Origin of the sequence: Planctomicrobium aquicomposti, from assembly GCF_051466325.1 — a bacterium.
Taxonomy (GTDB): domain Bacteria; phylum Planctomycetota; class Planctomycetia; order Planctomycetales; family Planctomycetaceae; genus Planctomicrobium.
In genome coordinates this window covers 878,790-904,712 of sequence record NZ_CP195792.1, presented here as the reverse complement: position 1 = coordinate 904,712, position 25,923 = coordinate 878,790, and the positions used below count along the sequence as shown (strand labels likewise).

At 60.0% G+C, this 25,923-nt stretch carries 17 protein-coding genes and 1 tRNA gene; 4 read left to right on the top strand and 14 right to left on the bottom strand.

What is annotated here, in order from left to right; all coding sequences use genetic code 11:
- Positions 1 to 43: 43 nt before the first annotated feature.
- The 8 genes from SH664x_RS03460 to SH664x_RS03425 form a co-directional block, all read right to left on the bottom strand.
- Positions 44 to 1,633, bottom strand: a complete 1,590-nt coding sequence (locus SH664x_RS03460) for a hypothetical protein (RefSeq protein WP_437205079.1) — start codon at positions 1,631 to 1,633, stop codon at positions 44 to 46.
- A 181-nt stretch (positions 1,634 to 1,814) separates the two neighbouring features.
- Complete coding sequence (locus SH664x_RS03455; protein ID WP_437205077.1) at positions 1,815 to 2,390, bottom strand: hypothetical protein; 576 nt, start codon at positions 2,388 to 2,390, stop codon at positions 1,815 to 1,817.
- A 142-nt stretch (positions 2,391 to 2,532) separates the two neighbouring features.
- On the bottom strand, positions 2,533 to 2,910 hold the full coding sequence (locus tag SH664x_RS03450) for a hypothetical protein (RefSeq protein WP_437205076.1): 378 nt from the start codon (positions 2,908 to 2,910) through the stop codon (positions 2,533 to 2,535).
- 202 nt (positions 2,911 to 3,112) lie between these two features.
- Positions 3,113 to 3,538: a hypothetical protein gene (locus SH664x_RS03445; protein ID WP_437205074.1), complete on the bottom strand. Its 426-nt coding sequence runs from the start codon at positions 3,536 to 3,538 to the stop codon at positions 3,113 to 3,115.
- A 226-nt stretch (positions 3,539 to 3,764) separates the two neighbouring features.
- Positions 3,765 to 4,760 carry a DMT family transporter gene (locus SH664x_RS03440; RefSeq protein ID WP_437205072.1) on the bottom strand — a complete coding sequence of 332 codons (996 nt, stop codon included), beginning with the start codon at positions 4,758 to 4,760 and terminating at the stop codon, positions 3,765 to 3,767.
- A gap of 6 nt (positions 4,761 to 4,766) precedes the next feature.
- Positions 4,767 to 5,771, bottom strand: coding sequence for an EF-P beta-lysylation protein EpmB (gene epmB / locus SH664x_RS03435; RefSeq protein WP_437205070.1), 1,005 nt, complete (start codon positions 5,769 to 5,771; stop codon positions 4,767 to 4,769).
- A gap of 413 nt (positions 5,772 to 6,184) precedes the next feature.
- Positions 6,185 to 9,100: a phosphoribosylformylglycinamidine synthase subunit PurL gene (gene purL, locus SH664x_RS03430; protein WP_437205069.1), complete on the bottom strand. Its 2,916-nt coding sequence runs from the start codon at positions 9,098 to 9,100 to the stop codon at positions 6,185 to 6,187.
- Positions 9,101 to 9,296: 196 nt separating this feature from the next.
- Positions 9,297 to 10,226: a DUF1801 domain-containing protein gene (locus tag SH664x_RS03425; protein WP_437205068.1), complete on the bottom strand. Its 930-nt coding sequence runs from the start codon at positions 10,224 to 10,226 to the stop codon at positions 9,297 to 9,299.
- 262 nt (positions 10,227 to 10,488) lie between these two features.
- Here SH664x_RS03425 and mqo point away from each other — a divergent pair, with 262 nt between their 5' ends.
- The gene (gene mqo / locus SH664x_RS03420; protein ID WP_437205066.1) at positions 10,489 to 11,997 is read left to right on the top strand and encodes a malate dehydrogenase (quinone); all 1,509 of its coding nucleotides are present in this window, start codon (positions 10,489 to 10,491) and stop codon (positions 11,995 to 11,997) included.
- A gap of 60 nt (positions 11,998 to 12,057) precedes the next feature.
- Here the strand turns inward: mqo and SH664x_RS03415 are convergent, their stop codons facing one another.
- Positions 12,058 to 12,549, bottom strand: coding sequence for a hypothetical protein (locus SH664x_RS03415; protein WP_437205064.1), 492 nt, complete (start codon positions 12,547 to 12,549; stop codon positions 12,058 to 12,060).
- A gap of 88 nt (positions 12,550 to 12,637) precedes the next feature.
- Positions 12,638 to 13,264, bottom strand: coding sequence for a Holliday junction branch migration protein RuvA (ruvA, locus tag SH664x_RS03410; RefSeq protein ID WP_437205062.1), 627 nt, complete (start codon positions 13,262 to 13,264; stop codon positions 12,638 to 12,640).
- Positions 13,265 to 13,471: 207 nt separating this feature from the next.
- Here ruvA and SH664x_RS03405 point away from each other — a divergent pair.
- A tRNA-Leu gene (locus SH664x_RS03405) sits at positions 13,472 to 13,556 on the top strand.
- A 447-nt stretch (positions 13,557 to 14,003) separates the two neighbouring features.
- Here SH664x_RS03405 and SH664x_RS03400 read toward each other — a convergent pair.
- Positions 14,004 to 15,158: an SDR family oxidoreductase gene (locus SH664x_RS03400; RefSeq protein ID WP_437205060.1), complete on the bottom strand. Its 1,155-nt coding sequence runs from the start codon at positions 15,156 to 15,158 to the stop codon at positions 14,004 to 14,006.
- 1,205 nt (positions 15,159 to 16,363) lie between these two features.
- On the opposite strand from SH664x_RS03400, the gene SH664x_RS03395 reads away from it, so the two are divergent.
- Together SH664x_RS03395 and SH664x_RS03390 are read left to right on the top strand one after the other, a co-directional pair.
- On the top strand, positions 16,364 to 17,932 hold the full coding sequence (locus SH664x_RS03395; protein WP_437205059.1) for an Rne/Rng family ribonuclease: 1,569 nt from the start codon (positions 16,364 to 16,366) through the stop codon (positions 17,930 to 17,932).
- A 353-nt stretch (positions 17,933 to 18,285) separates the two neighbouring features.
- Positions 18,286 to 18,825 (top strand): hypothetical protein, encoded by a 540-nt coding sequence (locus SH664x_RS03390; RefSeq protein WP_437205058.1) that lies wholly within the window; start codon positions 18,286 to 18,288, stop codon positions 18,823 to 18,825.
- A gap of 198 nt (positions 18,826 to 19,023) precedes the next feature.
- On the opposite strand, the gene SH664x_RS03385 is transcribed toward SH664x_RS03390, so the two are convergent.
- The 3 genes from SH664x_RS03385 to SH664x_RS03375 form a co-directional block, all read right to left on the bottom strand.
- Positions 19,024 to 20,613 (bottom strand): c-type cytochrome domain-containing protein, encoded by a 1,590-nt coding sequence (locus tag SH664x_RS03385; RefSeq protein ID WP_437205057.1) that lies wholly within the window; start codon positions 20,611 to 20,613, stop codon positions 19,024 to 19,026.
- Between the two features lie 141 nt (positions 20,614 to 20,754).
- On the bottom strand, positions 20,755 to 23,241 hold the full coding sequence (locus SH664x_RS03380; RefSeq protein WP_437205055.1) for a DUF1549 domain-containing protein: 2,487 nt from the start codon (positions 23,239 to 23,241) through the stop codon (positions 20,755 to 20,757).
- Between the two features lie 35 nt (positions 23,242 to 23,276).
- On the bottom strand, positions 23,277 to 25,694 hold the full coding sequence (locus SH664x_RS03375) for a PPC domain-containing protein (RefSeq protein ID WP_437205054.1): 2,418 nt from the start codon (positions 25,692 to 25,694) through the stop codon (positions 23,277 to 23,279).
- Between the last annotated feature and the right edge of the window lie 229 nt (positions 25,695 to 25,923).

The window sequence follows — 25,923 nt, the reverse complement described above, 5'->3', positions numbered from 1 at the left end:
AATGAGTCGAGGCGAATTCCAGCAGCCGGAAATCCGCTCGCTTTCAGGTCGGGGGAGGGTTCTGAATTGCCGTCGTCAGAGTCAGCCCGAGCCAGCCCGGAAAGGAAAGTGCGATGAAAAACGCCCACAGTCCCCAGAGAAACAGCATGGTCTGCTGCAGGCCTGTCAGTTCCAGAGACCTGGACTCGGTAGGCAGTTGCGACCGTTCCAGCAACCCCGGAGACATTTCCGGCAGGCGGAGCGGTCCCGCCAGGAGACGGGTGGAGACCCGCAGCAGCCCCGCCAATGCAATCAGATTCCCGACCAGAAAACCGATGGGACCGACGGCGGCCAGATTGGCGACCCGGAGCACGCCCGTGGTGTGCCAGGCGAGGTAAAGACCGGCAGCAGAGGGGGTGAGGGTCAGGAAAGCGGTCGCGACCAGGAGCGCTGGACCAAGCCAGCCCGCGCGCGACGAGACTCCCTGAAACGCCATCAGCTCGGGAGTCTGATAGCGGTCCTGCAGAATCGAAGTCGCCACCACAAACAGCATCAGCGCGGCAAGTTGACAGCCCACAATGCATCCGACCAGCCCTTGCATTTCTGCGGGCAGAAAGATCGCCAGAGGAACAACGATCTGGCTGGTCCAGAGCAGAATGCTGGCGTGCAATCCGGGAAATTCTCCCTGCGAGAGAATCATGAGTCCTGCATAGAAGCTGCCGAACATCGCCAGAGTCAGTCCGATCGGCATGAGCGACGGCAGGGCGTCGGGCAGGAGGGTGCTGAACAATCGCGCGAGGACCAGGAAGGAACCTTTCACCCAGACAATCAGCCAGATCCGCTCCGACAGCGACGCCGATGAGAACGATCTGAAGATCCAGGAGTGCAGCGGGAACAGACCGACAGCCAGTAAGGCTCCGGCTCCCAGTAGAAAGCGGGGCAGACCGGCATATTGCGATAACAGGTGCCGGGCAGCAGGATTCTGAAAAGTGGAAGACTTCAACTCCCGGCCCAGTTCCGCCAGCGATGCGGTTGATGTCCCCGGCGGTCCCTGCGGGGCCTGACGGATGACGGCCAGAATGCCAATCAACGTGGCCAGTCCCCCGAGGACGAGGAGCCAGCCCGTCACCTGCGATGTCAGAAACATGCTGGCCCACGAGCGTTTTTCGGCGCCGCCGCTCCGGGCGAGGGCGACCGCAAGAGTCAGCAGGGTGAGACTGCCCCCCGTGAACAGCGAACCGAGATCCCAGCCGAGAAAAGCCAGATTCATTGTCGCCAGCAGCCCGAGATTGCGCAGTGCTGTCCGCTGTGGACCGTCAGGAGGAAACAGCGTCGTGGTGAAGTAAGCGCCCGGCAACAGGGCCACCAGGAATCCGTTCAGTCCGCCAACACTCCAGGTCACACGGTCAAACAGACTCGGTTTTCCCGCGACCAGAGGGAGTGTCCAGTTCACCTCCACGACCGTCATCCCACTCGTCATCCGGACGAGCAGCAGGAGCCCCGTCGCCACGAGCAGCGTGCTGACGACTTGTCCCAGCCGGCGGATCTGCTGCTCGCTGCTGCAGAGCGTGGCCGCCACCGCGAACCCCAGACAGGGCAGCAACACCTGCACAAGCAGGAGGTACTGCCAAAGGGGAGAATCGGCTGCAGGCAAGTTCGGCCTTCAGTTCGGAGACGAACGTCAACATCGTTGACAGTGAGGGAGATTCCTCCGGAGGGATGCCCCGGACGGACTGCATCAGATGCTCACGGGTCGGCGTTCCGGAGTCAACTCTACGCGCAGCTCGGTTCGTTTCCTCACCCCCAGGAGCGAGACAATCCCGCAGGGACCGAATTCAGAACGTTGTTGCCTGGGCGATAATGATGGTGACGACGATGATCACGGGCACCCACACCAGCAGGATCGACCAGACGCCCATCCCGAACAGGATTCGCATGGCCAATGAAGACGTTCCCGTCGACTTCTGCAGCTGGACTCGATCCCGCATTGTGAAAAAGGCGCCCGCTGCGCCCCCGCCGAGGACCAGACAGACGGCGACAATGGCGAAGGTCGTGGCATCCAGGGCCTGCGCGGAATCCGGGTTTCGCCGGAGCTGCTTCCGATAAACCGAGTACGCAATCAGGGGGGTGGCACCTGCTCCAATCGCCACGTTTTTGAGGAGCGACGCCGAGTCCGCATCCTGTCCTCCGGAAGCTGGCGATTTCCTCCCTTTCTGTCGACGCGGAGGGGAGGTGGTCTCCGGCTCGGCAGCCGCCTCTTCCCAGTCGAATTCTTCCTCAGCCTCGTCCACAGCCTCCTGCAGTGGAATGCAGAGGGTGGCCTGGCAGGCCTTGCAGCGAGCCTTTTTGCCCCCCAGAGAATCGGACAAACGGTAGACTTTGTCGCAACGCGGACAGGTGACTTCGATCATCTTGCCCTCTCGCCAGAAGCCCATGCGTCCGAGGGATCGACACGAAACCAGAGCCCTCGCCCAGAATCAGCCGAAGTGGATCCTACCACCACTCAGGCCATACCGACAGTCTGTCGAGGCTGCGCAGATCGCCCGGCAAGGTTCAGTCAAACCGCATTAGGACCGCAATGGTCAGGGCAGCCAACGGCAACCAGATCAGCAGCAGTGACTTGTTGCCCATCCCGAACAGGAGGTGCAGCAAGGGGGTTTCCGTGCCGGCCAGGCGCCGTTCCCGGGCAATCTCCCGCATGGCAAATGCTCCGCCCCCCAACGAGCCTGCCACAGCGTGCGCCACGTAAGCCGATTTCCGTTCAACCGGAGGAGGGGCGTTGGCAATCCGTCGCCGCCATCGTCGGGAGCGATAGGAACTCCCGCAGGCGAGTGCTCCCATAATGGCCCCCGCCCCCATCATCCAGAGGACAGATCTCCGTGACTGGGGAGAGTGGTTTTCTAAGCGGTTGGACCTGCGGGGTGGGTTCATTCCGGAATCGTGGACGATGGGGACAGGAACAGAGTTTCCCCAGCGTTCCCCGGGGACTCCGCTCGGATGATATCTCACTCCCTGATTGGGGGAGTAAAAGCTACCTCCGACAGCTGCCAGCGAAACTGCTCAACTGGCCGGGAAGCGGATCGTATTTCTTCCCAGCACAGTCGTCCATGCCTGTCGGTCGGTCTGAGAGTGCTCACGAAACCGCCGAGAGGATTTCCGGCTTCTTGACGACCAGTCGATTCACTTCGGTTGCGGGACCTTCGTCAACCTGCGGTGCCCCCGTCTCGGCGAGCCGGTACACGTTTTCTGAAACCGGCACCAGAAACTGGCGAAACCAGAGCATCTGTCGGACACGTTCACGCGGATTCAGCAACCGGACTTCCACGCCCCGTTCCATCCAGTCGAAGAGCATCCCGAAGAATCCACTCGGGACGTACTGGACCGAGTGCATATCGATCGCAAAGGCATCGACCCCGTCCTGCAGCACGATCCGGAACAGGGTATCCCGGATCAGCGACAGGTCGGCCCCATCCCAGATCTCCATTTTTCCGATATCCACGACCGTCAGATTCTCGGAAGTGGACACTGCCAGCCCGTGAGTATATTTGCGTTCGGCCATGACTCAGTTTCTCGGTGACGGAGGAGAGGTGACATCTCTCCCCAGACGCAAGACGCACGCCGGACAAATCCCCGACTGGGAGATAGTCACACGTCGCGACGACTTAAACCGAAGTCAGCCCGGGAGATAGCATGGTGTTCAGATTTTGAAGCAGTGCTGGCACCCTGGCATGTCTGTTGAAAAAAGGGGGCAGGCACGCAACGCCGCGTTGCCAAAGTGCAACATTCTACGCTGTCGCCTTCTTCGGCACGTAGTTGACGAGAAAGATTCCCGCCGCTGTCAGCGCCCCTGAAAAGATCAGCCAGAAAGAGAGCTGATCCCCCCGCAGCCAGACCGCCAGCGCCACACCGAAAATCGGCGTGCAGAAACTGAAGACGGACACCTGCGAGGCCCCATGCCGCCGGAGCAGCAGGGCGTGAGCGCCAAAACAGAAGCCCGAAACAATCAGCCCGCTGAAGAGGAGCGCGATCCACGAATCCCGGGTCATCGGGGCGCGCCACGTCTCGCCGACCAGCCAGCTGGCTCCCAGCATCATCAGCCCCCCGAGAAAGTCGTGCCACATGATCAATGTCCCCGGACTCATCGTCCGGACACAGTGCTTTGTGTAGAGCACTTTCACCGCCAGAATTACGCCGCTGAGCGCGAGAACCGAATCACCCAGCAGCGTCGGCACATCGCGCACCCCTTCCGGCATGGCCTGTTCCGTCGCCAGAAACAGGCAGCCACTCCCTGCAGCGGCCAGAACCAGACCCAACAGCTGGAGTCGACTGGGAATGAATGTCCGGTGGATGAGGAACTCATACGCCATCACCCAGAAGATGTACGAGTTCACCAGAATGGAAGCGTGTGAGGAATTGGAGCGGGCATTGCCGAAGTTAAACGTTCCGATCTGCAGACAGAGCAGCAGACTCATCAGCAGCGTCGGTCCCCACTGGTTTCGTCGGACTCCCAGCGGGGCCCGTTCAAAAAAGCACCAGGCGATCATGAACAGTCCCGCCAGCGCAAAGCGGGCGAAGCCCAGATAGAGCGGCGGCATGGAATCGAGCGCGAACTGGTTGGCGACCGCGGTCGCCCCCCACAGCACCGCCGTCGACAGCACCAGCAACGCTGAACCGGTCCCCATCGGCTCGTTGCCGGAATTCTGAGCGGGCAACTCCGCGCGCCCTTTGCCGACAGCGCTGGTGGGCGGTGCGGCTGTTGTGGGCGGGGACGCAGCGTTCACGGCAGATCACACCAGTGGAGTTTTGGAGGGGGCGGACTTCTCTTCCACCACGTAACGAGGAACAGCGTATCCCGGCAGGCGAACCCGCAGCGCTGCGATCAGTTCCAGTCCCCGGGAGACCGGGACTTCAAAATGGGCCGCCCCCTGCACTCGGTCGAGCTGATGCAGGTAATACGGCAAGACTCCCAGATCGACACAGCGCTCGCACAGCTCTTCCAGAGCCTCGACCGAATCATTGACTCCCTTCAGCAGCACCGCCTGATTCATCACCGGAATTCCCGCCGCGACTAGTTCTTCCAGTGCGGTCGCACAGTCCCCGGTCAGCTCCTGGGCGTGATTGGCGTGGACCACCAGATAGCTGCGGAGACGAAGTGATTTCAGCCGCTGAATGAAGTCGCGTGTCACCCGGTCCGGCAGCACGATTGGCAGTCGGGAGTGAATCCGCAGCCGCCGCAAATGGGGGATGTCTTCGAGTTGATCGATCAGAGCAAACAGCCGCCGGTCCGACAGCAGCAGCGGGTCCCCTCCGCTTAACAGAATCTCGTGCAGGGAACTGTCGGCTGCGATCTCCGTCAGTGCGGGTTCCCACGCAGCCAGTGACTTCGGCTCTTCGTCATAGGGGTAATGCCGCCGGAAGCAGTAACGGCAATGGACAGCGCAGGAATGGTGAGCAATCAGCAGTGCCCGCCCTTGGTATTTATGCAGCATTCCCGGAGCCCGACGGGCAGCCCCATCACCCACCGGGTCGAGCACGAAATCGGGAACAGCGTTCACCTCGGCGCCCAGCGGGAGCACCTGCAGCAGTAAGGGATCGGCCGCATTCCCGGGTTGAATCCGCTGCAGATAGCTTTCGGGAACCAGCAGGGGAAAATCGGTCTGCGCCTGCTGCAGCTCTGCCAGCAGATTCGAGGGGAGCTGCAATCGCTCCAGCAGCTGGGCCGGATCGCGCACCGCCTGGGAGAGGGAAAACTGCCACCCCCGCACGAGATCTGATTCGGCTACCGATGACACGAACACTGCCAGTCTCAGTCAAGATCTGTGGAACCGTCCCGCGACAACGCCCCTGTCCGCGCGACGTTGGCCCTCACGTCCGGCAGATTGTAGTCGTTTGACTCTCGGGGCGTAGTTGAGAATTTAAAATTGCAGAACCGCGACCACGAGCTGGAGCGGATCGCTCCAGAACAGAATGCTCTTTCTTGCCCGGACTCCATTCGCACAAAGCACCGGACCGACCGCAGGTCGACGCCGGGGCGATGAAAAGCCGTCCTGCTCTGGGTTGGAACAGGACGGCTGGAATGGATTCACGGAGAACCCTCGCTGACGCGTTGGGCTCTGAAGAACTCCAACGGGAATGCTCAAAGTGGCAACTGCCACCGCTGAGCCTAAGGCAGTGTCTTCAGCGAGGTCGAATTCCAATGGGAATTTTAAAAACTGCTGAGCGGCGACTGCCACGCCTGCTTCAGATCGGCCAGAGACTCATCGACCAGTGTCTCTCCCGCCTTGTTCTGAATCTGCAGCCTGTCGCCATCGGTCACCTGACCGACCCGGATCGGTTCCCGCAGTCCTCCCTGTACGAACAGTGCCTGGATGGCGGGAATGTCCACTTCGGAGACTTCCACGAGGAAGCGTGTATTACTCTCCGCGAACAACGCCACCGGGTCGGTGATGCTCTCGACATCAGTCAGGGCCGACAGCGTCGCTTTGACTCCCCAGCCTCCGGCAAACGCCATCTCGGCGAGGGCGACCGCCAGTCCCCCTTCACTCAGGTCATGGCAGCTGCGAACGAAACCGTTCTGAATGGCTGCATGGAGTGCGGCAAAGACTTTGGGGGCCTGCTGCAGATTGACCTTCGGAACCTCGCCGCTGTCGTGCCCGGTCACGAGATTGAAGTGGCTCCCACCCATTTCTTCGCGGGTTTCGCCAATCAACAGCAGGACGTTCCCCGGCTCCTTGAGGTCCATGGTCACGCACTTTTCGATCTCGTCGACCTGTCCCAGCGAGGTGATCAGCAGTGAAGACGGAATCGCGATCGTGACCCCTTTCCCGTCCTGCTGGTAGCTGAACTCGTTGTTGAGAGAATCCTTGCCGCTGACGAACGGAGTGCCGAACGCAATTGCTGTGTCGTGACAGCCGAGTGCAGCCCGCACGAGCGAACCGAGAGTCTCCGGACGTTCGGTATTCCCCCAGCAGAAGTTATCGAGAATGGCGATCCGCCGCGGGTCGGCTCCCACGGAGACGCAGTTCCGCAGGGCCTCGTCAATCGCACTGGCTGCCATCCAGTAAGGATCGAGATCCCCCAGCAGCGGATTCATCCCGCAGCTGATGACCAGTCCCCGCGAGGAGGAGAGATCAGGGCGAACGACCGCGGCATCGGAGGGGCCATCGTTTTTGTGACCGACGAGCGGCTTGATCACACTCCCCGCCTGCACTTCATGATCGTATTGCCGGATGATCGATTCTTTGGAGCAGACATTCAGCGAGGAGAGAATCCGCTTCAGGATGTCGGCTGCGTTGATCTTCCCCGTCGGTGCCTGAAAGGGCTGGCGAGGGACCGGGTGATAGACCGCTTCGCGAACGACCGGCGGACGACCTTCGTGCAGGAAGGACATCGGCAGATCGCCGACCAGTTCCCCCTGATAGGTGAGCACCAGCCGTTGCGTGTCGGTGAACTTCCCGAGAATGCTGGCTTCGACCCCTTCGGAAGCACACAGGGCGTGGAATTCGTCCCACGTTTCGGGCGGAACCGCCAGAACCATTCGCTCCTGCGCTTCGCTGATCCAGATTTCCGTGTACGAGAGACCGCTGTACTTGAGCGGAGCTTTTTCGAGCCAGACTTCGGCTCCGGTTTCTTCTCCCATTTCACCGACCGCACTGCTGAAGCCTCCGGCTCCGCAGTCGGTGATCGCCCGGAACAGTCTTCGATCGCGGGCAGCGAGAATCACGTCGACCACCATCTTTTCGGTGATCGCATTGCCGATCTGCACCGCTCCTCCCGAGAGTTCTTCGCTCTCGTGCGTCAGCTCCGCCGAAGAGAACGTCGCACCGTGAATTCCGTCGCGTCCAGTCCGGCCCCCCACCGAGACAATGTAGTCGCCCGGGTGAACCGCCTTGTCGCTCATTCCCCGCGGAATCATCGCCACGTTGCCGCAGTAGACCAGCGGGTTCCCCAGATAGCGGGAGTCGAAGAACACAGCTCCATTGACGGTCGGAATTCCCATCCGGTTGCCGTAATCGCGGACACCGGCGACGACCCCGCTCATCACGGTTTTGGGATGCAGTGCTCCGGTCGGAACATCTTCATAGGGAGTGGTCGGAGGTGCGAAACAGAAGACATCGGTGTTGCAGACCGGACGGGCACCCAGGCCGGTTCCCAGCGGGTCGCGAATCACTCCCCCCAGTCCGGTGTTCGCTCCCCCGTACGGCTCCAGCGCGGAAGGATGATTGTGCGTCTCGACCTTGATGCAGACATCCTGCTTCTCATCGAACCGCACGACCCCCGCATTGTCCTTGAATACGCTAACGCACCAGTCCTCCGCCCCCAGCTGCTTGCGGATCGACTGCGTCGCGGCGAAGACTGTCTCCTTGAGCATGTTCTGGAAGCGCCGTTCCCCATTTTCATCGCGATAGGCGATGCGCCCCCCCAGTGTTTTGTGCGAACAGTGTTCGCTCCAGGTCTGGGCGACCGTTTCCAGCTCGATGTCGGTCGGTTCGCGTCCCAGCTCGCGGAAGTGTTTCTGAATGGTCTGCATCTCGGCGAGGCTCAGATAGAGCTGCCCTGTTTTACTCAGCTTCATCAGCGCGGCATCATCCATCTCGCGGATGGAGACCGTCTGCAGCTGGAACTGGTAGTCCGAGCCGATTGCCAGACTCTGAAGAGGAAGCGGACCGCTGATGACACGTTCGATGGAATCGTTGGCCAGCACTCGGGTGGCCAGGCGCGACGCCTCGGTGCCATCGGCATCGGCATTGATCCAGTATTTGCGGCAGGTGGCAACTCCGCTGACCGCCAGTCCCAGGCCCCGCAGGGCATTGGCTGCGGTGAGACCGACATTGTCCGTGACCCCCGGCTTGAACAGCACATTCAGCAGCGATTCCCCGGCGGCCACCGCTTCCGTGGCAGGAAGTCCCCGCACCAGTGTCTGTTCCGTGATCGGGTCGGCCAGAAACCGGGAGACTTTGGGAAGGTCGGCCGGTTGCAAATCCCCCTCAACGAGAAATGATCGGGCAGCCTTGATGTGATGAATCGTGGTCCAGCCCCGCGATTTCGCTTCCGCCTGAATGCGTGCTCCTTCGCGATCGACTTCCCCCGCGACTGGATGAATCTCGATTTCCCACAACATCGGTCAATGTCTCAACAAATATTTCCAAGGGACGGAACTCATGCCATCGTAGTTCATGGGAGATTCCGGCAACAGCGCACCGATCCTCCGCTCCCAGACGATGGAAAAGGGTCATCACCTCAGACGGTGACGAGAGGACGGGAACGTCAATACGCCCCCACGAGACGTATTTTGCCTGCTTCCCCGCGACGGGATCTTACGGCTTCCAGCCGGGAATGGCTGCTGCCTGCCTGACCCAGTCCAGAAACTGTGCCTCATCGAGCACATCGGATTCCCGGATGTCCAGATAGCGGGCGTTTTTGTCTTTGCTCGGTCCCGGCGGGAGCGGATGGAGCGACATTCCGTAGAAGAACGTCACTTTCAGGTATTTCGTGAACACGTGGAACGCCGTGCACCAGCCCTGCCCCTCGACTCCGTAGAAGGGCGAATTCCAGCGAACCCCTTTCTGAACGCCCGGGATCGCCTGCGTGATGAGATGGTCAAGCCGTTGCGCCAAGTCCTGCTTCCAGCCCGAGAGAGCCGCGATGTACTCCCGCACCGGGGCTTCGCCGTCTCCTTTGGCGATCTGCGGATTTCCCCCCGACAGCAACACCACCCCCTCTGCATTCTGTGTGAATGCCGGACGGGCCCGCGACTTGCTCTTTGCCGGACTTGATGCCTGACGGCCGCGGGCCGATTTGTGCTTCAGATTCTCCGCGACCGCTGCCCGGATCAATTCCTGAAACGCCTTCTTGCCGATCCGCTCCCCTTCGCGAAGATCAATCGCCCTGCGGGTGTTCCCCTCCAGACTGGAATTGAACAGCTGGTGCGGATCGGGGAGGGAGGCTCCACGCACAAAAGTCAGTTTTACCACCTGCTTGTACGTTTCTCCCGTGCAGACGTTGCCGGCGTGCGACCAGACCGGAATGCCCTTCCATTTCCATTCTTCTGTCATCTCGGGATCGGCTTTTAGAATCAGTTGCCGCACTTCCGCGAGCGTTTCGCCTCGCCAGTCGTTGAGCTCCTGAATCCGCTGATCGATCCGTTGTGATGGAGAGGGGGCGGTCGACGCCAGCGGAGGGACAGCCGCCGTTCCAGATTTCCGCTTCGGAGGAGACTTCGTCCGCTTCGATGGGCCGTCCGCCATAATTGCTCCTTGGATTGTTGGATTGTCTTCCGCCGGGAAACACTGGGCTGTTGCGGATCACCTTGCAATGACCGTCGTTGCGTGGGAATCCAGAGCCGTCTGGCGTGACGGCGGTATCACATGTTGGCGGGCGAAAAGCGGAATTGCCAATCGACGGGAGACCCGGGTGCTCAAAAACAGGCCCAGTCCTTGTTCCCGCGAGTCGATCCGATAAAACAGTGCAGCCTGCTTTGATCCGTGTTGCCAAAAAGACTTTGAGCCGATGAGCACTTTGACTCCGATTCAGGACCCCGATGTGATTCTCGTCGGGAGCGGCATCATGTCGGCGAACCTCGGCGCCCTGCTGAAATGCCTGGATTCGCGATTGAAAATTCAGGTCTACGAGGTGACCGAGCAGCTGGCACAGGAGAGCTCACACGGCTGGAATAACGCCGGGACCGGTCACGCAGGCATTTGCGAGCTCAGCTATACACCGACACAGCGGCCGGACGGCTCGGTTCCGGTGGAAAAAGCGGTCGAGATCTTCGAGCAGTTTGAATACTCCAAACAGTTCTGGGCATACGCGGTCGCCTCGGGCATGGTCGACAGCCCGCGGGAGTTCATCAACCCGCTGCCGCACCTCAGCTTTGTCCACGGCGAAAAGCAGGTCGCCTTTCTCAGGGCCCGCTACGAAGGGATGTCGGCTCATCACTTCTTCAAAGAGATGGAATATTCCACCGACCGCTCCACCATCGAAAAGTGGGCCCCCCTGCTCGTGGAACACCGCCACAAGGATGTCCCGATCGCCGCCACGCGGATGGACGGGGGGACCGATATTAACTTTGGCGCCCTCGCCCGCAAACTGTTGCAATGGCTGTCGCAACAGCCGGGCTGCGGAATCGCCACCGGTCAGCGCGTGATTGACCTGCAAAAAACTCCAGCCGGCTGGCAGGTGTCGACTCGTGACCAGCGGACGGGCGAGGTTCGCAAAAACCGCGCCCGCTTCGTTTTCCTCGGCGCTGGGGGCGGGAGCCTGCCGTTGCTGCAGAAAGCCGGCATTCCCGAGGCGAAAGGACTCGGCTGCTTTCCGATCGGGGGACAGTGGCTCGTCTGCGACAACCCGGAAGTCATTGCCCGACATCACGCCAAAGTTTATGGTCAGGCGCTGGACGCCGCCCCCACGATGGCAGTGCCGCACCTCGACACGCGGTTCCTCGATGGCCGCAAAACGCTCCTCTTCGGACCGTTCGCTGCCTGGACCACCAAGTTCCTGCACGGGAAAGGGAGTCGGCTCGACCTGTTCCGTTCCTTCAAGCCGGACAATATCGCCACGCTCGTCAAGATCGGCATCCACAACATTCCTCTCGTTCGCTACCTGGTGCAGCAGGGGACACAAAGCATGCAGGACCGGCTTGACGTGTTGCACATTTTCTATCCCGGCGCGCAGCTCGCAGACTGGAAGCTGGTCGACGCCGGAATTCGTGTGCAGGCCATCAAGAAAACCGACGGCCAGGCCGGGATCGTCCACTACGGAACCGAAGTGATCACAGACGCCGACCGGACGTTATCCGCCTTGCTGGGAGCATCGCCAGGGGCATCGGTGTCGGTGCACATTGTGCTGGAAGTGGTCAAGAAGTGCTTCCCGCAGCTGCTCAATTCACCGGAGGGAAAAAACCGACTGAAGGAGATGCTGCCACTGCACGGGGCAGACCTGATGAACCCCGCCAACGCTGAACGTTACCGGGAGCTCAGCAGCCGGGCGGAAGAGGTGCTGCAACTGCATCCCGCGTGAGACGGCGCTCCCCACTTTCGAAACATTGTGGCGGCGTGTCCGCGAAGCCTCTGCCGGAGGTCAATTCTGCGGAACTTCAGCCGGCGGTTGGCCGAGCGCGGCGCGCCACTCTTCCAAGCTGTGAATCGCCGACCAGCGTCGCTCCTGCTCTTCTCCCGTTCGCTGGACGAGATGAACCTCCAGGACCTCATACGGGCTGACGTCCTGTTGTGCAAACACGAGCCTGGCCAACTCCAGTGCCCGGGTTTGGCACTGATCGAGATCGGCCTCCGGATTGAACTCGGCAGGCGCAATCTGCACGATCATCCGGAGCGTTGCCGGATGTCCCGCTTCGTGGCTTTTGTAGCGTCCGCCGACGATGTTTGGCTCCGAATGGGGATAGCGGACCGCCACCTGATGTCGCAATGTCCGGAACGGCAGCGAATAGAAATAAGAGTACAGATAGAGCCCGCCCACCATCGAGACCCCGAAGGCCAACATTCCCGCCACCACCCATTTGCCCGACTGGGAAGGGGAACAGGAAGTTGAAGTAGAAGAGGACTCGTGCGTCATTCGTGCATCCGGCTGAATCTGAACATCAACTTCAGTTCATGGCCCCGCCCAGCGTTCGTTCACTACCACTCTGAGATTGGTCCCCATTTCAGGTCGGGCGGAGCTGGGAGTAAATCTGCTGCAACAGGTCTTCGACAGTCTTGAATTTCGTCTTGGAGGCCGCCGCCTTCTCGATCTGCTCGCGGGCATCGGGGGCGGAATGCCCCAACGCCAGCAGCGCTTCGAATCCTTCACTGAGGACATCGTTCCCGGCCTTGTCGTCTCCCGTGCGGCCCGCTTTCACGAGCAGGGCGAAACGGGCCATCTTCCGGCGGAGCTTGGCGACGATCCGCTCGGCAACCGCAGGACCGATTCCGGGGAGCGTACTAAGGGTCTTGATGTCCTGTTCTTCGATCGCAGTGGCGACATCCTGCACGGGCCGGACCATCGCCTGCAGCGCCTTCTTCACGCCCACGCCGTCCACCTGACAGATCATCTCGAAGAATTCACGCTCCACGGGATGAAGAAAACCGACCAGTCGCGGAACCAGCCTCCCTTTTTGCGGATTCCCGTCGATGTACTGGATCGTCACCAGGGAGACCGTCTGATCCAGACAGCTCTGCAGCTGCCGCCGGACAAATTCGGGAATCAGCACTTCATATTCGAGATTGCCGACTTCGATTGCCGCAGACTGCAACTCCAGTCCGCTGAGTTTGCCTGTAATTTTGCGGATCATGCTCGTCCCTGAAAAGAATGCTGATTCACTCCGGAAGGTGGAAAGACAGTCTCGTCGGAAAGCAGGCGGACTGCAAATCGAATGCAGTCGGGAATTTCGAAACGAAGCTTACAGACAGCCCAACTGGCCCCCCGAAAGGGGATTACAGAGAACACGGAAAGCGGACTGTTGACCGCAGCCCGCTTTCCGTTAAACTTCCGCATCGCCGCGGCTGTGGCGGAATTGGCAGACGCGCAAGATTCAGGTTCTTGTGTCCGATAAGGACGTGGAGGTTCGACTCCTCTCAGCCGCACTTTTCTTTCCTTCGCCACAGGAAAGAGCTTCTGTAAAGAGTTCCCGCAAAGAACTTCTTCAAAGAGCATCGCCCTTCGCCGGGTCAATGAACCCGGCCCTCTTGCTTCGAGTCGTGCTCCGGCTCTTCCCCAAAGCTTGACGCAAGCAAGAACTGCGTGTCCGCACTTTGCTTTCCGGAGCAACGGGGAGGGAGAACGAAAGCGAAGCCGTGGTTCCCGACCACCCTGCCCTTCACCCCGCAAGCGCCGTCGCGCCAGCGAGCCCCCTCCGCACACCCAGCATCCACACGGGCACCCTCTACACAGAGAAGGTCGTAACAGGGCGCAGCGCGATCGACGACGGGACCTGAGAACCTGCGCCGCGACACACGCGGCGCAACCCGGGACCTTTCACGGGGCGCAACGACTCGCCAGTACCGCAGAGAGCGACTCGCCAACCGATTCTCTCAGAGCGTGCCGACCAGCTCTTTGGCAGGCCGCTCCACCTTAGGGTCCCGCCAGTTGAAGTTGCGGTCGATCGCCGCCTTCGCCAGACGAATGAGCATCTGCCGGTCCACATGAGGGCAAGGGAGATGCGGAACCGCTGCCAGCGTATTGGTCGCATCGAATTCCGGGTCATCTTTCCAGTAGGAGAGATAGACCTCCATATGCTTCACGAACAATTCTTCGATTTCGCTGTTGGAACCCATCGTTCCCCCTGCACCGCAGAAGCGGAGACCGTACAGGCCGACCACTTCTTCCAGCACATCGCGGATCAACCGGGCAGTCACCGGGACCCGCGGAGTCAGATGATAGGTTTTTCCGTGCAGCGACGGATCAGAAACAATCGTCGACATCACCTCAGACACCCAATCGACCGGCACGAGGTTCTTGCGCTCATACCCGTCGACGTTGATCTGAAACTTGTCCGAGACAATTTTCCCGGTGAAGTCTTCCTGCCCCATGCTCAATGCCAGGGTGTAAGCCAGCTGCAGCGAGACATAAAAATTATGGAACGTAAATGTCAGTCCGCTGTTACTGTCACCAACGATGATTGCCGGACGAAAGACCGTCAGCGACTTCAGAAACTTGGCATTGCGGACCAGCTCTTCCGCCTCAACCTTGCTCTCTTCGTAGGGATTGGCAAACTCCTGCCCGACGTTGAGCTCGTTCTCGTATACCAGACCGTGACGCTTGCCGGCGACGTACGCGGTGGACACGTGATGAAAGTTGTCGATGCCCGCCTGCTGGCAGAACTCCAGCACCGTCTTCATGCCGTTGACGTTAGAGACCCAGGGCTCACTGTCGCGGCCGGTGCTGACAAACGACAGGCTGGCAGCGTTGTGCAGCACAGTGTCGCAATTTTCCGCAGCCCACTGAATCTGACGACCATCCAGTCCGAGATCAGGGCTGTTGATGTCGCCAGTCAGCACGACAGGCCGAGGTAATTCCTGCTGCAGCTGGGATTCCCAGACCCGCATGGCGGCTTCGATACGTGTCTGCGGATCACTGCGGCGACTGGGACGGACGAGCACAGCCAGCTTCTGCCCTCGCAAAATCAGATCACGCATGAGATACCGGCCGAGCAGTCCGGTGGCCCCGGTTACCAGAATGTGTCCCATCGGGAAGAATCCTCAGAGGTCTCGCAGAGATCGGTTGCAGAATGAATGTAAAAAAAGTCAAGCAGCCAGAAGATCAAGTCCGGATCGACAAACAGGGAGAAAGGGTGTCATCACTGGGCTTGAGAGTTGAAATGCGGCGCAGACCTGTAAGCAGCTGATGCCGGCAACTGACTGAATTCCTGTGACCCGTTGACGATGCAGGCATCAGGGATGCCTGCAAGTTTATGCTGCGGCAGGAGCGGACTCAATCAGGTGAGCCTGCAATTGTCCGTCGCGTTCCTGATTTCGGTCTGGGGGGCGGGGAAACTCAAGCCGACCCCCGGGCAATCCCAGCGGGGAGCAATGGAGAGGAGAGACCGATTGGTCGCCGGGAATAGTCGCAACAATGGCGTCAGACCAGTTTTCCGGTTCTCGCCGGTCACCGGACCTGTACGGCTACTGCGGGATAACCGGGCCGCATCCATGATCAAACAGGTTATCAGACAACAGGTTACGCCGACACGCACAACTGCCGGCTGATGCGTTCCGCCTGACCCGAATCTTTGTCACAGGATGATGAATTGCAGGAAACTCCGGTTTCGCAAGGGAATACAACCTTGGCTGGCTTGCGCCAAAAGCGGGAATCCGCTACGTTATGCCCATTCCTGATCTCCTTTCCGGCCTATTCCGGAATTCGAGACTCAGCCAAAACACCACCGTTTTCAATGCTTGAAACAAACAATTCAGGGTTACGTACAGAGTGTATCGCGGCACCCTTTCCATCCCGGCCTGCAATCCTGTTTGGGGGTTGACACCGGTTGGCTTTTCGGACGTTCAGTCCGGCCCCGCTGGGCCGGTCGATGAGAACTTGGCTGCAGGTTGTTCGATTTTCCAATCTGAATCGCAAGCTCGATTGTTACCGTCCAACGCCCGATGGACTCGGCACCTTTCTGTGTCATGCACGGCAGGATCACTCTCTGCCATGGCAGAGACAGTCTCCCCTCCGCTGACCCGCCCGCTGACCGATTTGGCTGACAAGGCTCGACTGTCCCGTGACAGCTCGCAGCCACACGGCAGCCTGGCTGGGCGAATGCAGCGGACCACAATCCCCGGCAGCGTTTTCTGCTCTCAAAGCGCTACCGGATGCGAGACTGCAAGCCCCAGCGACGCAAGAATCGCCGACCGCGCCATACGCCCCGTTCGTCCCTCCAGACGAAGAGGGTTCAATGAAGAAGGAAATGCTGATCAACGTCCTCCAACCCGAGGAAAGCCGGATCGCCATCATTGAAGATGGCGTGCTCGAAGAGCTGTATGTCGAGCGCACCAGCGTCGAAGGTTATGTCGGCAATGTCTACAAAGGCCGCGTCGTCAACATCGAGCCCAGCATCCAGGCGGTGTTTGTGGATTTCGGTGTCGGACGTAACGGCTTCCTGCACGTCAGTGATGTCGAGTACCAGTATTACAAGCATCTGCTGGACGAACGCGAACGCGCCGAAGTCGAACGGGGCCGCAATTCCAAGTTGAACGAGCGGAGTTCCCGCAACAAGCCGCCGATTCAGGACATCTTCCAGCGCGGAAGTGAAGTGCTCGTACAGGTCATCAAGGAAGGGATCGGCAATAAAGGTCCGACCCTGTCGACCTATATCAGCATTCCCGGACGCTATCTCGTGCTGATGCCCGGGCTGAACCGGGTCGGCGTCAGCCGCAAGATCGAAGATGAAGATGCCCGCCGCAACCTGCGACGGATTCTCAAGGCGCTGGCGCCGCCGGCAGGTCTGGGCTTCATCATCCGCACCGCCGGTGTCGACCGGAGCGAGCAGGATCTGCAGCGGGACATGAATTACCTGATCCGGCTGTGGAAAACGATTGTTGCCCGGCTGGAAAAACTTCCTTCGCCGATCGACATCTACGAAGAGAGCGACATGATTACCCGGACCATCCGGGACATTTACCACACCGATATCGAGTCCATCTGGATCGATGAGCCCGAGGCTTACGAACGGGCCCGTGAGTTCATGAAGGTCGTGCTCCCCAAGCACATCGACCGGGTGAAGTATTACGACGGCAAAACACCGCTGTTCAACAAGTACCACATTGAAGAAGAGATCGACCGGATCCAGAGCCGCCGCGTTCCCCTCCCGGGTGGAGGCTCTCTGGTGATCGACCAGACCGAAGCTCTCGTTGCGATCGACGTCAACAGCGGCAACTCACGCAGCGATAATGACGCCGAACGGGCGGCCTATCAGGTCAACCTGGAAGCGGCTGAGGAAATTGCCCGTCAGATTCGACTGCGGGATCTGGGGGGCGTGATCGTCAACGACTTCATCGATATGCGGGAGGAAAAGCATCGCCGCGGAGTCGAACGAAAACTGCGGAACTGCATCGCCCGCGACCGCGCCCGGACCAAGGTGCTGCGAATCAGCATGTTCGGGCTGATCGAGATGACCCGCCAGCGCATCCGGCCTTCTCTGCGCCGCAGCATTTATGAGGACTGCCCCTGCTGCAACGGCACCAGCCAGGTCAAAACCGCCGAGAGCATGGCGATTGAAGTCATGCGTTCGGCAATGCTCGCTGCTTCATCTGAAGAAGTCTCGGAAGTCCGGGTGGAAGTCCACCAGCGAGTGGCCGATTACCTCATCAACAAGAAGCGACGCGAGATCACCCATCTCGAGGAACGCTACGACGTTCTGCTGCGAGTGCAAACCGGAATCAATGTGAGCCCGGCGCATCTCGCGGTCAAATGTTTCAACTCGATCGGCCAGCCCGTGAAGAGCCCGGACAAATCTCCGGTCTAGAGCAGGTTGCCCTTTCCAGTGGCCGCGCAGCAAAACATTTTGTCAGATGAAACGCTGACGTCCACATGGCAGGGACGGGCATGCAAAAGGCGAAATGCTCTTGAGCAGGTTTGGTATTCCACAGGCGCAAGGCGTTTCGCTCACGGGGAGGATGCGTACCACTCTGCCTCCGGAAACCGCTGGGCACTGACGGCATGTGACCGGTATCGGACAGCGCTTCGTAAAAGAGGCAGCAGGGCCAATGCTGCCAGTTGGAAACATTTTGAGAGGAACATTGACCGTCGGTGAGCCGCCGCCGCGACTTGTCCTGAGCAGCGGAGAGTCCTCGACGGGGAGTGGTCATGCAATCCGGAATGACGAAGCGACAGATGTTTTGGGGGGCTCTGCTCTTCGGCATCCTCACGGCGTCGCATTGCCACGCCGACAATGGTGAAATCTACTTCAGCCAGCGGATCGACGATGTCTATCTGACAGTCTACGTCTCGCCGATCCCTGTCCGGCAGGGACCGGTGGATATCAGTGTCCTGGTTCTCGACACCTCTGCGGAGAAAGTCGTTGAGGACGCCAAAGTCGAGGTCACCGCCACCCCGCAAGAAGATTCCACTGCCTCGCTGACTCATCCCGCGACCTTCGATGCCGCGACCAACAAAATGCTGCGGGCGGCCGAGTTCGACCTGCCTCATCCCGGCCACTGGGTCTTCACCGTCAAGGTGTTGAGAAACAAACGTCCCGAGATCCGGGGTACGTTCTCTGTCGAGGCAGCCGGCCCGGCCCCGAGATGGGTGAGCTTCTGGCCCTGGTTTACCTGGCCCCTCGTCCTGGTCGGTCTCTTCGTGCTCTACCAATGGCTCGCCAGCCGTGACGCTCCTGGACCTGCGCTGTCGAGACGATAGAGCAGGTTGCTCTTTCCTGGGCTCGCGCAGCAGGCGTTTCGCAGGATGAAATGCTCATTTCCGCCTGAAGAGACCGGGTCCTTCAAAAGCAAATTCGCTCCAGAGCATTTTGAATATTCGATTGCCCCCGACTTCGCGACGCAGAGTCCCCCCGCCGATCGACCGGAATGTTGCGGGGTGTGGGACGAACCACCAGCTCTACGGAGCGGCTGCAGCGGTACTTTTCAGTTGGGCCTGGGCAGCCAGCAACCGCACCTTCCGCTCTTCCAGTTTCTGAAGCTGGGCTTCATCCGCGGGCTTCTCTGCGGTGGCAGCCTTGCGAAGCTGCTCGATCTGACGATCAACGTCGGCCAGCTGTTCTGCGAGGGAACGGGGATTGGTCCCCAGTTCACCGACAGGCTTTGCCGTCTCGAGTTCCCAGATGGTCACCTTCCCCTGCCAATCGCCGACCAACACCTGTTTCGTTTCCGCGTTGCAGGCCAGCTCCATCGCCAGTGTTGGCAACTTCGGAAACTCGCGGAGCTGCTTTCCATCGCCGGACCAGAGTCGCGTCAACCCATTGCGGCCGGTGGACAGAATCTCGCCGGTTGGCGTGTACTCGATGGAACTGACACCACCGGGGTGAGCATCCCAGGATTTCAGCAACTTGTCGGTCTGCAGATCCCAGAGCTTGATCGTGCCATCTTCACTGGCGGATGCGAGCACGTTGTTGTCCGGCCGCCAGCTGAGATCGGTGATCGGCCCCTTATGGCCGGTGAAATTCTGGAACTGTTCACCCGATTCCGTTTCCCACACGAACAGCCCCTGACTGCGATCTGCACTCGCCAGCAACACGCCATCCGGACTGAACTCAACCGCGGTGACCCAGTCGGTATGTTTGTTTGTTTCGAAGTGAAGCTGCCCGGTGGCGGTATTGTAGACCCGCAGAATCCGTTTCGGTCCCCCGAGCGCAATCAGTCCATGATCGGAACTGATATCGGCCCCCAGCACGGCATCGTACTCGTCGCCGACTTCGATCGTTCGTTCACCGTTCTTCACGTTGAAGACGACGACCCGCCCACTCTCTCCGCCACGGCCCCCGCCGACGAGCAGCAGATCCCCATTCCGGCTGAACTTGATGACGTGAGGCTGCCCCTCCGGAAACGGGAGGACCCCTAACAGTTCCTGCGTTTCGTTGTTGTAGAGCGCGACCTGACGGTACCCCGAAACGGCAGTGAGCGGAGCCCACGGGCTGCAGGCCAGTGCCGTTACCGAATCGCGACCGCTCGGGTGCTCCACCGGATCACCGAGGTAGTGAGCCGGGAACGCGACCTGTTCGGGGCGCGTGTTACTCACTTCGATTTTGGTGACCGTCGGCTGCTTTTTGACGGCAGCGACACTCCCCGAGTTTTCCAGCGCGCCGCCGAGAATCCACTTCTCGACGACAGCCAGTTCTTTTTCCGGGAGCTTCTCCGAATTCGGCGGCATCTTGGGGCTGTCCTGATGAGTGATCAGGGACCAGAGGTAACTGGCATCGAGATCGCCCGGCTCGATGACCGCTCCGGAAGATCCCCCTTCCATCAGCCCCGGGAAGTTGTCAACCGCCAGCCCCCCTTTCCGGTCATTGGCGTTGTGACAGGAACCACAACGGGCCCGGAAGATCGGCTGAACGTGCTCCGCAAAGGTGATTTTCGGCTGCGCGGGTTCGGCCGGCTTTTCTTCGGCAGCCGACGCCGATCGTCCCGCCAGTGCGAGCAATCCGGCGGTCAACAGCGACAAACGAACCTGTGCAGTGCCTTGGGATTTCATGTTCCGGTGGTTCAGCATGAGTCTTATCAGTCCTGGAGCCAGTCAGCTCTTTCCGAATGTCCCGTCGGCGACCTCTTTGTCAGAGCACTCGCCGGACGAGGCATCGAGGGATCACAAAAATCAGATCGTCCGCACGCAACGTCAGTGATTGAACAGGAACTCGCGCGAGTTCAGCAGTGCCCAGAAGATGTCTTCCAGACCTTGCTGCACGTTCGCACCTTCGCCGATCAGCGGTGCCAGATTGGCCCGTTCTTCGTCACTGGGCAGGCGTGAGAGGCAGGTGATGTAGAGATCCTCCACGATCTCCTGCGGAGGTTTCTTCTGCTGTAACTGAGTTTCGATGAGCTTCCCCTGCTGCATCTTGGCGTTCACGGTGGTCCCGTTCATGAGATGCAGAGCCTGCGACAGATTGGGCTCCATCCGCACCTCGCAAGAGCAGGCGGTTGTCCGGGTCGCCCGGCCGAAGGTGGTGAGGAAGTACGAGGAGAAGCGACCATCCGCGATCTGCTTGGAGCGGCCCCCGTGGGGAACTCCCGGGAAGGCATCGGTGGTCTTCGTCACCTGCGTCAGAATGTCGAGCATCGACTCCGCCTTGATCCGACGGATGTTCTGATGGGCGTAATTCGCTTCATCCGAACGATTGCTGTCGTTGCGGCGGGTCGAACGCTGGTAGGTCTGCGAGACGCAGATCTCTTTCACCAGTTTACGGAAATCATAGTTCGACTCGATAAACCGCTCCGCCAGCGCATCCAGCAGTTCCGGATTGCTCGGAGGATTGGAAATGCGGAAGTCGTCCACCGGTTCCACCAGACCCCGTCCGAACAATTCCAGCCAGATGCGGTTAGCGAAGTTTTTGGCGAAGTAGGGGTTCTCCTTGGAGACCAGCCAATCCGCCAGAATCTCACGACGGTCACGGCCATCCAGCTTGGGAGCCTCCCCCCCGAGGAACCGTGGAATCGCGTTTTTGCCGGTGACGGGATGTTTGACCTCGCCGCTCCCTCGATTGAAGATCACACGTTCGCGCGGGTCTTCCCCATTCTTGCGGGCGACCTGTGCAAAAAACGCTGCGAAGTCGTAGTAATCATTCTGCGTCCAGCGGTCGAACGGATGGTTGTGGCATTGCGCGCATTGAATCCGCGTGCCGATGAAAACCTGTGCCACGTTTTCGCCCAGGTCCGCGGGGGTTTTCGTGATTTCATAGTAGGTCACCTGAGGAACACTGAACGTTCCCCCGCTGCCGGTCAGCAACGATTTCACCATCTGGTCCAGAGGAACGTTCGCGGCGAGCTGCTCAGAGATCCAGCGATGATACAGGCCAATCGTTTTTTCCGAGAGAGCATCCTCGGATCGCATCCGCAGCCAGTCGGCCCAGTTTGAAACCCAAACGTTGGTGAATTCGGGACTGGCCAGCAACTCGTCAATCTTTTTCGCCCGCTTGTCCGGCTCGGAGCTCGACATGAAGGCGTGGTACTCATCGGGAGTCGGCAGCAGCCCAGTCAGGTCGATCGTCACCCGCCGCAGAAACTCCTCATCGGTGCACAACCCGGAAGGCTGTAACCTCAGTTTCTTGAGCTTCTCCATGACCAGTTCATCGATGAAGTTCACCGGCTCGCTGGCAGGAGCTTCGTACTGCAGCCCCTTGGGCAGGGTCAGAACCTGAGCCCCCTGGGTGTACACGTCAAACCGGGCCATGACGAATGCCTCGCCCCGTTCGCCGGCGGTAATCAGCCCGCTCTCGCTGACTTTGGCGGAACCTTCGTTGCTGGTCAGAAAGGCAGACAGCGCGGTGACGTCGCGTGTGGAACCATCGGAGTATTTGGCGACCACGACCAGCTGTTGCGAGGCCCCTTCACCGTCGAGCACCGCCTGTGTCGGTCCGAGTTCAATGCCGGTACAGGTGATCTGGGTCGGTGGATCTTTCGGCACGCCGAGACGAATCCACTCAACCAGATGCTGGCAGGCTTCAGAATCGGCTTCGAACCGCTTCCCTCCCGAGTGCGGAACCGCACCGATGGCTTTCTCGACCATCAGACTCGCTTCGGGAACGGCAAGATTGATGCGCCGGCCCGGTTGTTCTTCCGTGATCCGACGGTGATCTCCATCGGGATCATAACCAAACAGAGAGAGACAGAAGCCGTCCTTCCCTTTCGCTGCGCCGTGGCAACTGCCGGTATTGCAGCCGGCTTTCATCAAGATGGGCATGACATCCAGATTGAAGCTGACCGGAGGATCAGACGCGGAGTTCTTGACCACCACCGGCACCTGACGGGAGAGCGTTCCATGCGTGATCGTCAGCTGCGTTTCGCCATCCGCTGCCGGCTTCAGCGTCGATCCTTCACGACGAGTGAGACCGTCGTTCGCGAACGTCCACTGACAGTCTTGTGTGACGTCATAGGTGAGGCCGTCAGCGGTCAAGCCCTGAACCACCACGGACTGGCGGTCGCTTTTCGAGGTGAGGCTCACCTCAGCAGGGAAAACCTGAATGTCGACAATCTCAGCGGCAGACGCCGTGAGGCTGCAATGCAGCACCAGACAGGCGGTCAGGCCGCGAAGAGTCCATCTCGTGACACGTCGCAGAGAGAACTCGACGCTTGGAGCATGTGGGAGGGCGTTTTGCAGGGGCTTCATGATGGTTCGCTTCCGCTGAAATCGGGGCGGGCAGGCTACTTGGTGGCTTCCGTCGTGGCGGCGGGAGCAGCCTTGCGTTCGCGCAGCTGCTGCAGGCGTGATTGAGGGACAGCGCTCGCCGTGGTCGCCGCCGGTTGCGGGGTCGACTGTGGAGCGCGATCGATCCGCAGCTTTCCCGAGCCGAACTGGTGCTTGACCTCAGCTCCGTTCTCGGGAATATCGATCCGGCAGAGCAGATCCTTCGTCGACGCCGGTGGAGCATCGGCTGCCGCCTTGATGGTAAAGCGGATCTCCTTGGCCTCTTTGTTGAACTGGACTTTCTCGGCGGTCACCTTCGCGGGCAGGCCGACCAGTTCGGCTGTGGCCTCGCCTTCGAAGGCTTTCCGCTGAGTCAACGTCAGCACATAGGGGATTTCTCCCCCCTGTCGAACGACCCCTTCGCCGAACGCGACCGTCAGGTACGGTTCTTCCACCGTCACGGGGACCAGGGGAGTGCAAAATTGTAGCTGGGTGCCATCGACGGTCGCCGCACAACGGATGGTGACCTGTGATTGCCCCAGACCGGCTGTCGTGGTGGCATTGATCGGGATCAGCGCTTCCGTCTGACCCTTGGGGATGACGATGGATCGATTCGAAGTCGTTCCCGGAACTTCCTTCAGCGTCCGGACGCTGATATCTCCCTCCCATCCCGCGAGCCGTTCGCAGCAGACCTTCAACTGCAGAGTCCCGCCCCGGACGATGGGCACGGCCGGCGGCTCAATCCAGCAACGGAAGGGGGCCGGCTCCGTCACGGCGATCGCAATCGTGTCGAACTTTTCGATCCAGACCGCCTGATTATTGAAGAACCGAGTCATCAGGTATTCCTGCGTCAGCGGGTTCTGCACCCGCAGGTCGGGCTTGGCCGGATCGACCAGCACAGCCCGGATCGTGGAGGCCGTACCGGAGAGCGGGGCATCTTCGTCCGCGTAAATCATCAGGGGAATCTGCGTTGTCCCCCGCGAATCTTCGGGACAGTCGATATGTACTCCGGGGGGGAGATCAGTCGATTCAAACTGGACTGGTCCACTACACCCATCGCGCCGAATGTTGACCAGCATTCCGAATGCTGCGCCACGCGGAACGGCGATCTGCGGCTGAATATAACGGTCCACATCAAGAACGGAGGCATAGACAGCAGGCTGTGTGGGAGTCACTTCCACGCGATAGACAAAGTCTTCCGCTCCCCGCTTCAGTTGATCATAGACCGTCAGGGTATATTCGCCGTCTGCGGGGACGGTGAAATCGGCTCCGGAATCGGGACCATTCCGGTCATCGTTCGAGACCAGAGTCTTTCCGTCCTTCGCAGAGATATGAAACGAGGGATCGAGTCGCGACCGTAGCCGCCGGGCATAAACTTCGATGGTGTAACGCTCCCCCTTCTTGGCGGTGAACCGGTACGTATCCTGATCTCCGGGAGTGGCAATCGTGCCGTTAAACGCCCCGGGCACAACCGCGTCGACCGCTTTGTCGGCCGAGTTGTTCGGCTCGACTTCGAAGACCTCGGTCAGAGCACTGACCCGGACAGGGAGCCCGGTCGGGGTGATTCCCTGCTCGTGCGTGTGATGAACGAAATGCTTCTCCGCAGCCGCTTCGGGAAGTTTGATCTTCTGCGTCAGCGCGCCGTTCGGATCACCGAGAAAAGTGAATTCGGTTTCTGTCCCCGGCTGCCCCCCCAGGGGAAAGACACCTGTCGGTCGCACAAAATTCCCCACGTGGAGCAGGTAGTCGGAGCGGGCATCGCCGAAGTGAATGGAATCATTCACCTGAATGAAATACTTGCCATCCCGGGGAGCGATGAACGAGACACACGGGTCGGTCCAGAGGACCGTCGAATCGTCATTGGCAACGAGGACCTGTCCCTCTTCCGTCAGCACGGAGAGGCTGGGGTCGAACAGTGTTCGACCGGCAGATCGTCCTAACCGCATGCCGCAGACTTCGGCCGAAACCCGCTCACCCTGCCGGGCTTCAATCACGTAGAGATCGACATCTTTCAACTCGATTTTGCCCGCAGCAGTGCTGTTGAGGGGAAGTGCCTGCGCTGCGGCGATCGAATTGTTGGGCTCTTTTTCTGCCTGGATCGGCAGAGCGGTCACATAGAAGATCTGAAAGTCCGAAATCCCGGTGCTGGTGCGCGCGCGAATTCGTCGCGGACCGAGTTCGCAATCCGGTGCAATCCGGATGCGGACCGTCGCCGAATTTCCGTTGGGGTTGGCCTTCACCTCGCTCACTTCGAGCCCCGGCTCATGAACCACGATGTCTTCCAGATCACGCAGAGCGCGGCCGGAGAGAGTCAAAACGACCTCGGTTCCCCGTTGCCCGCCCACCGGCTGCAGATTGCTCAACACGGGGGACGCTCCCCAGGCGTGCGTGGTGCAAATCAACAGGCCCAGTCCCACGATCCATTGTTTTCGCATTGGCGATCATCCTTTCGGGAGCAGAATTCCCCGAGACCAGATATCGATTTCAGGTTGGCAGTCGAGGCGACCTGGCATCCGCAGCTGGCCCGCCAACTCCTGGACGAGGTCGGTTGAAGCCACCAGAGTTTCGAACTGCGAAAGCAAAGCCTCCTTGCTGACCGGAGGCCGCAGGCAAGCCTGCACCAGCGCAGACAGGTCCGCAGGGGCACGTCTGCGCCAGGACCAC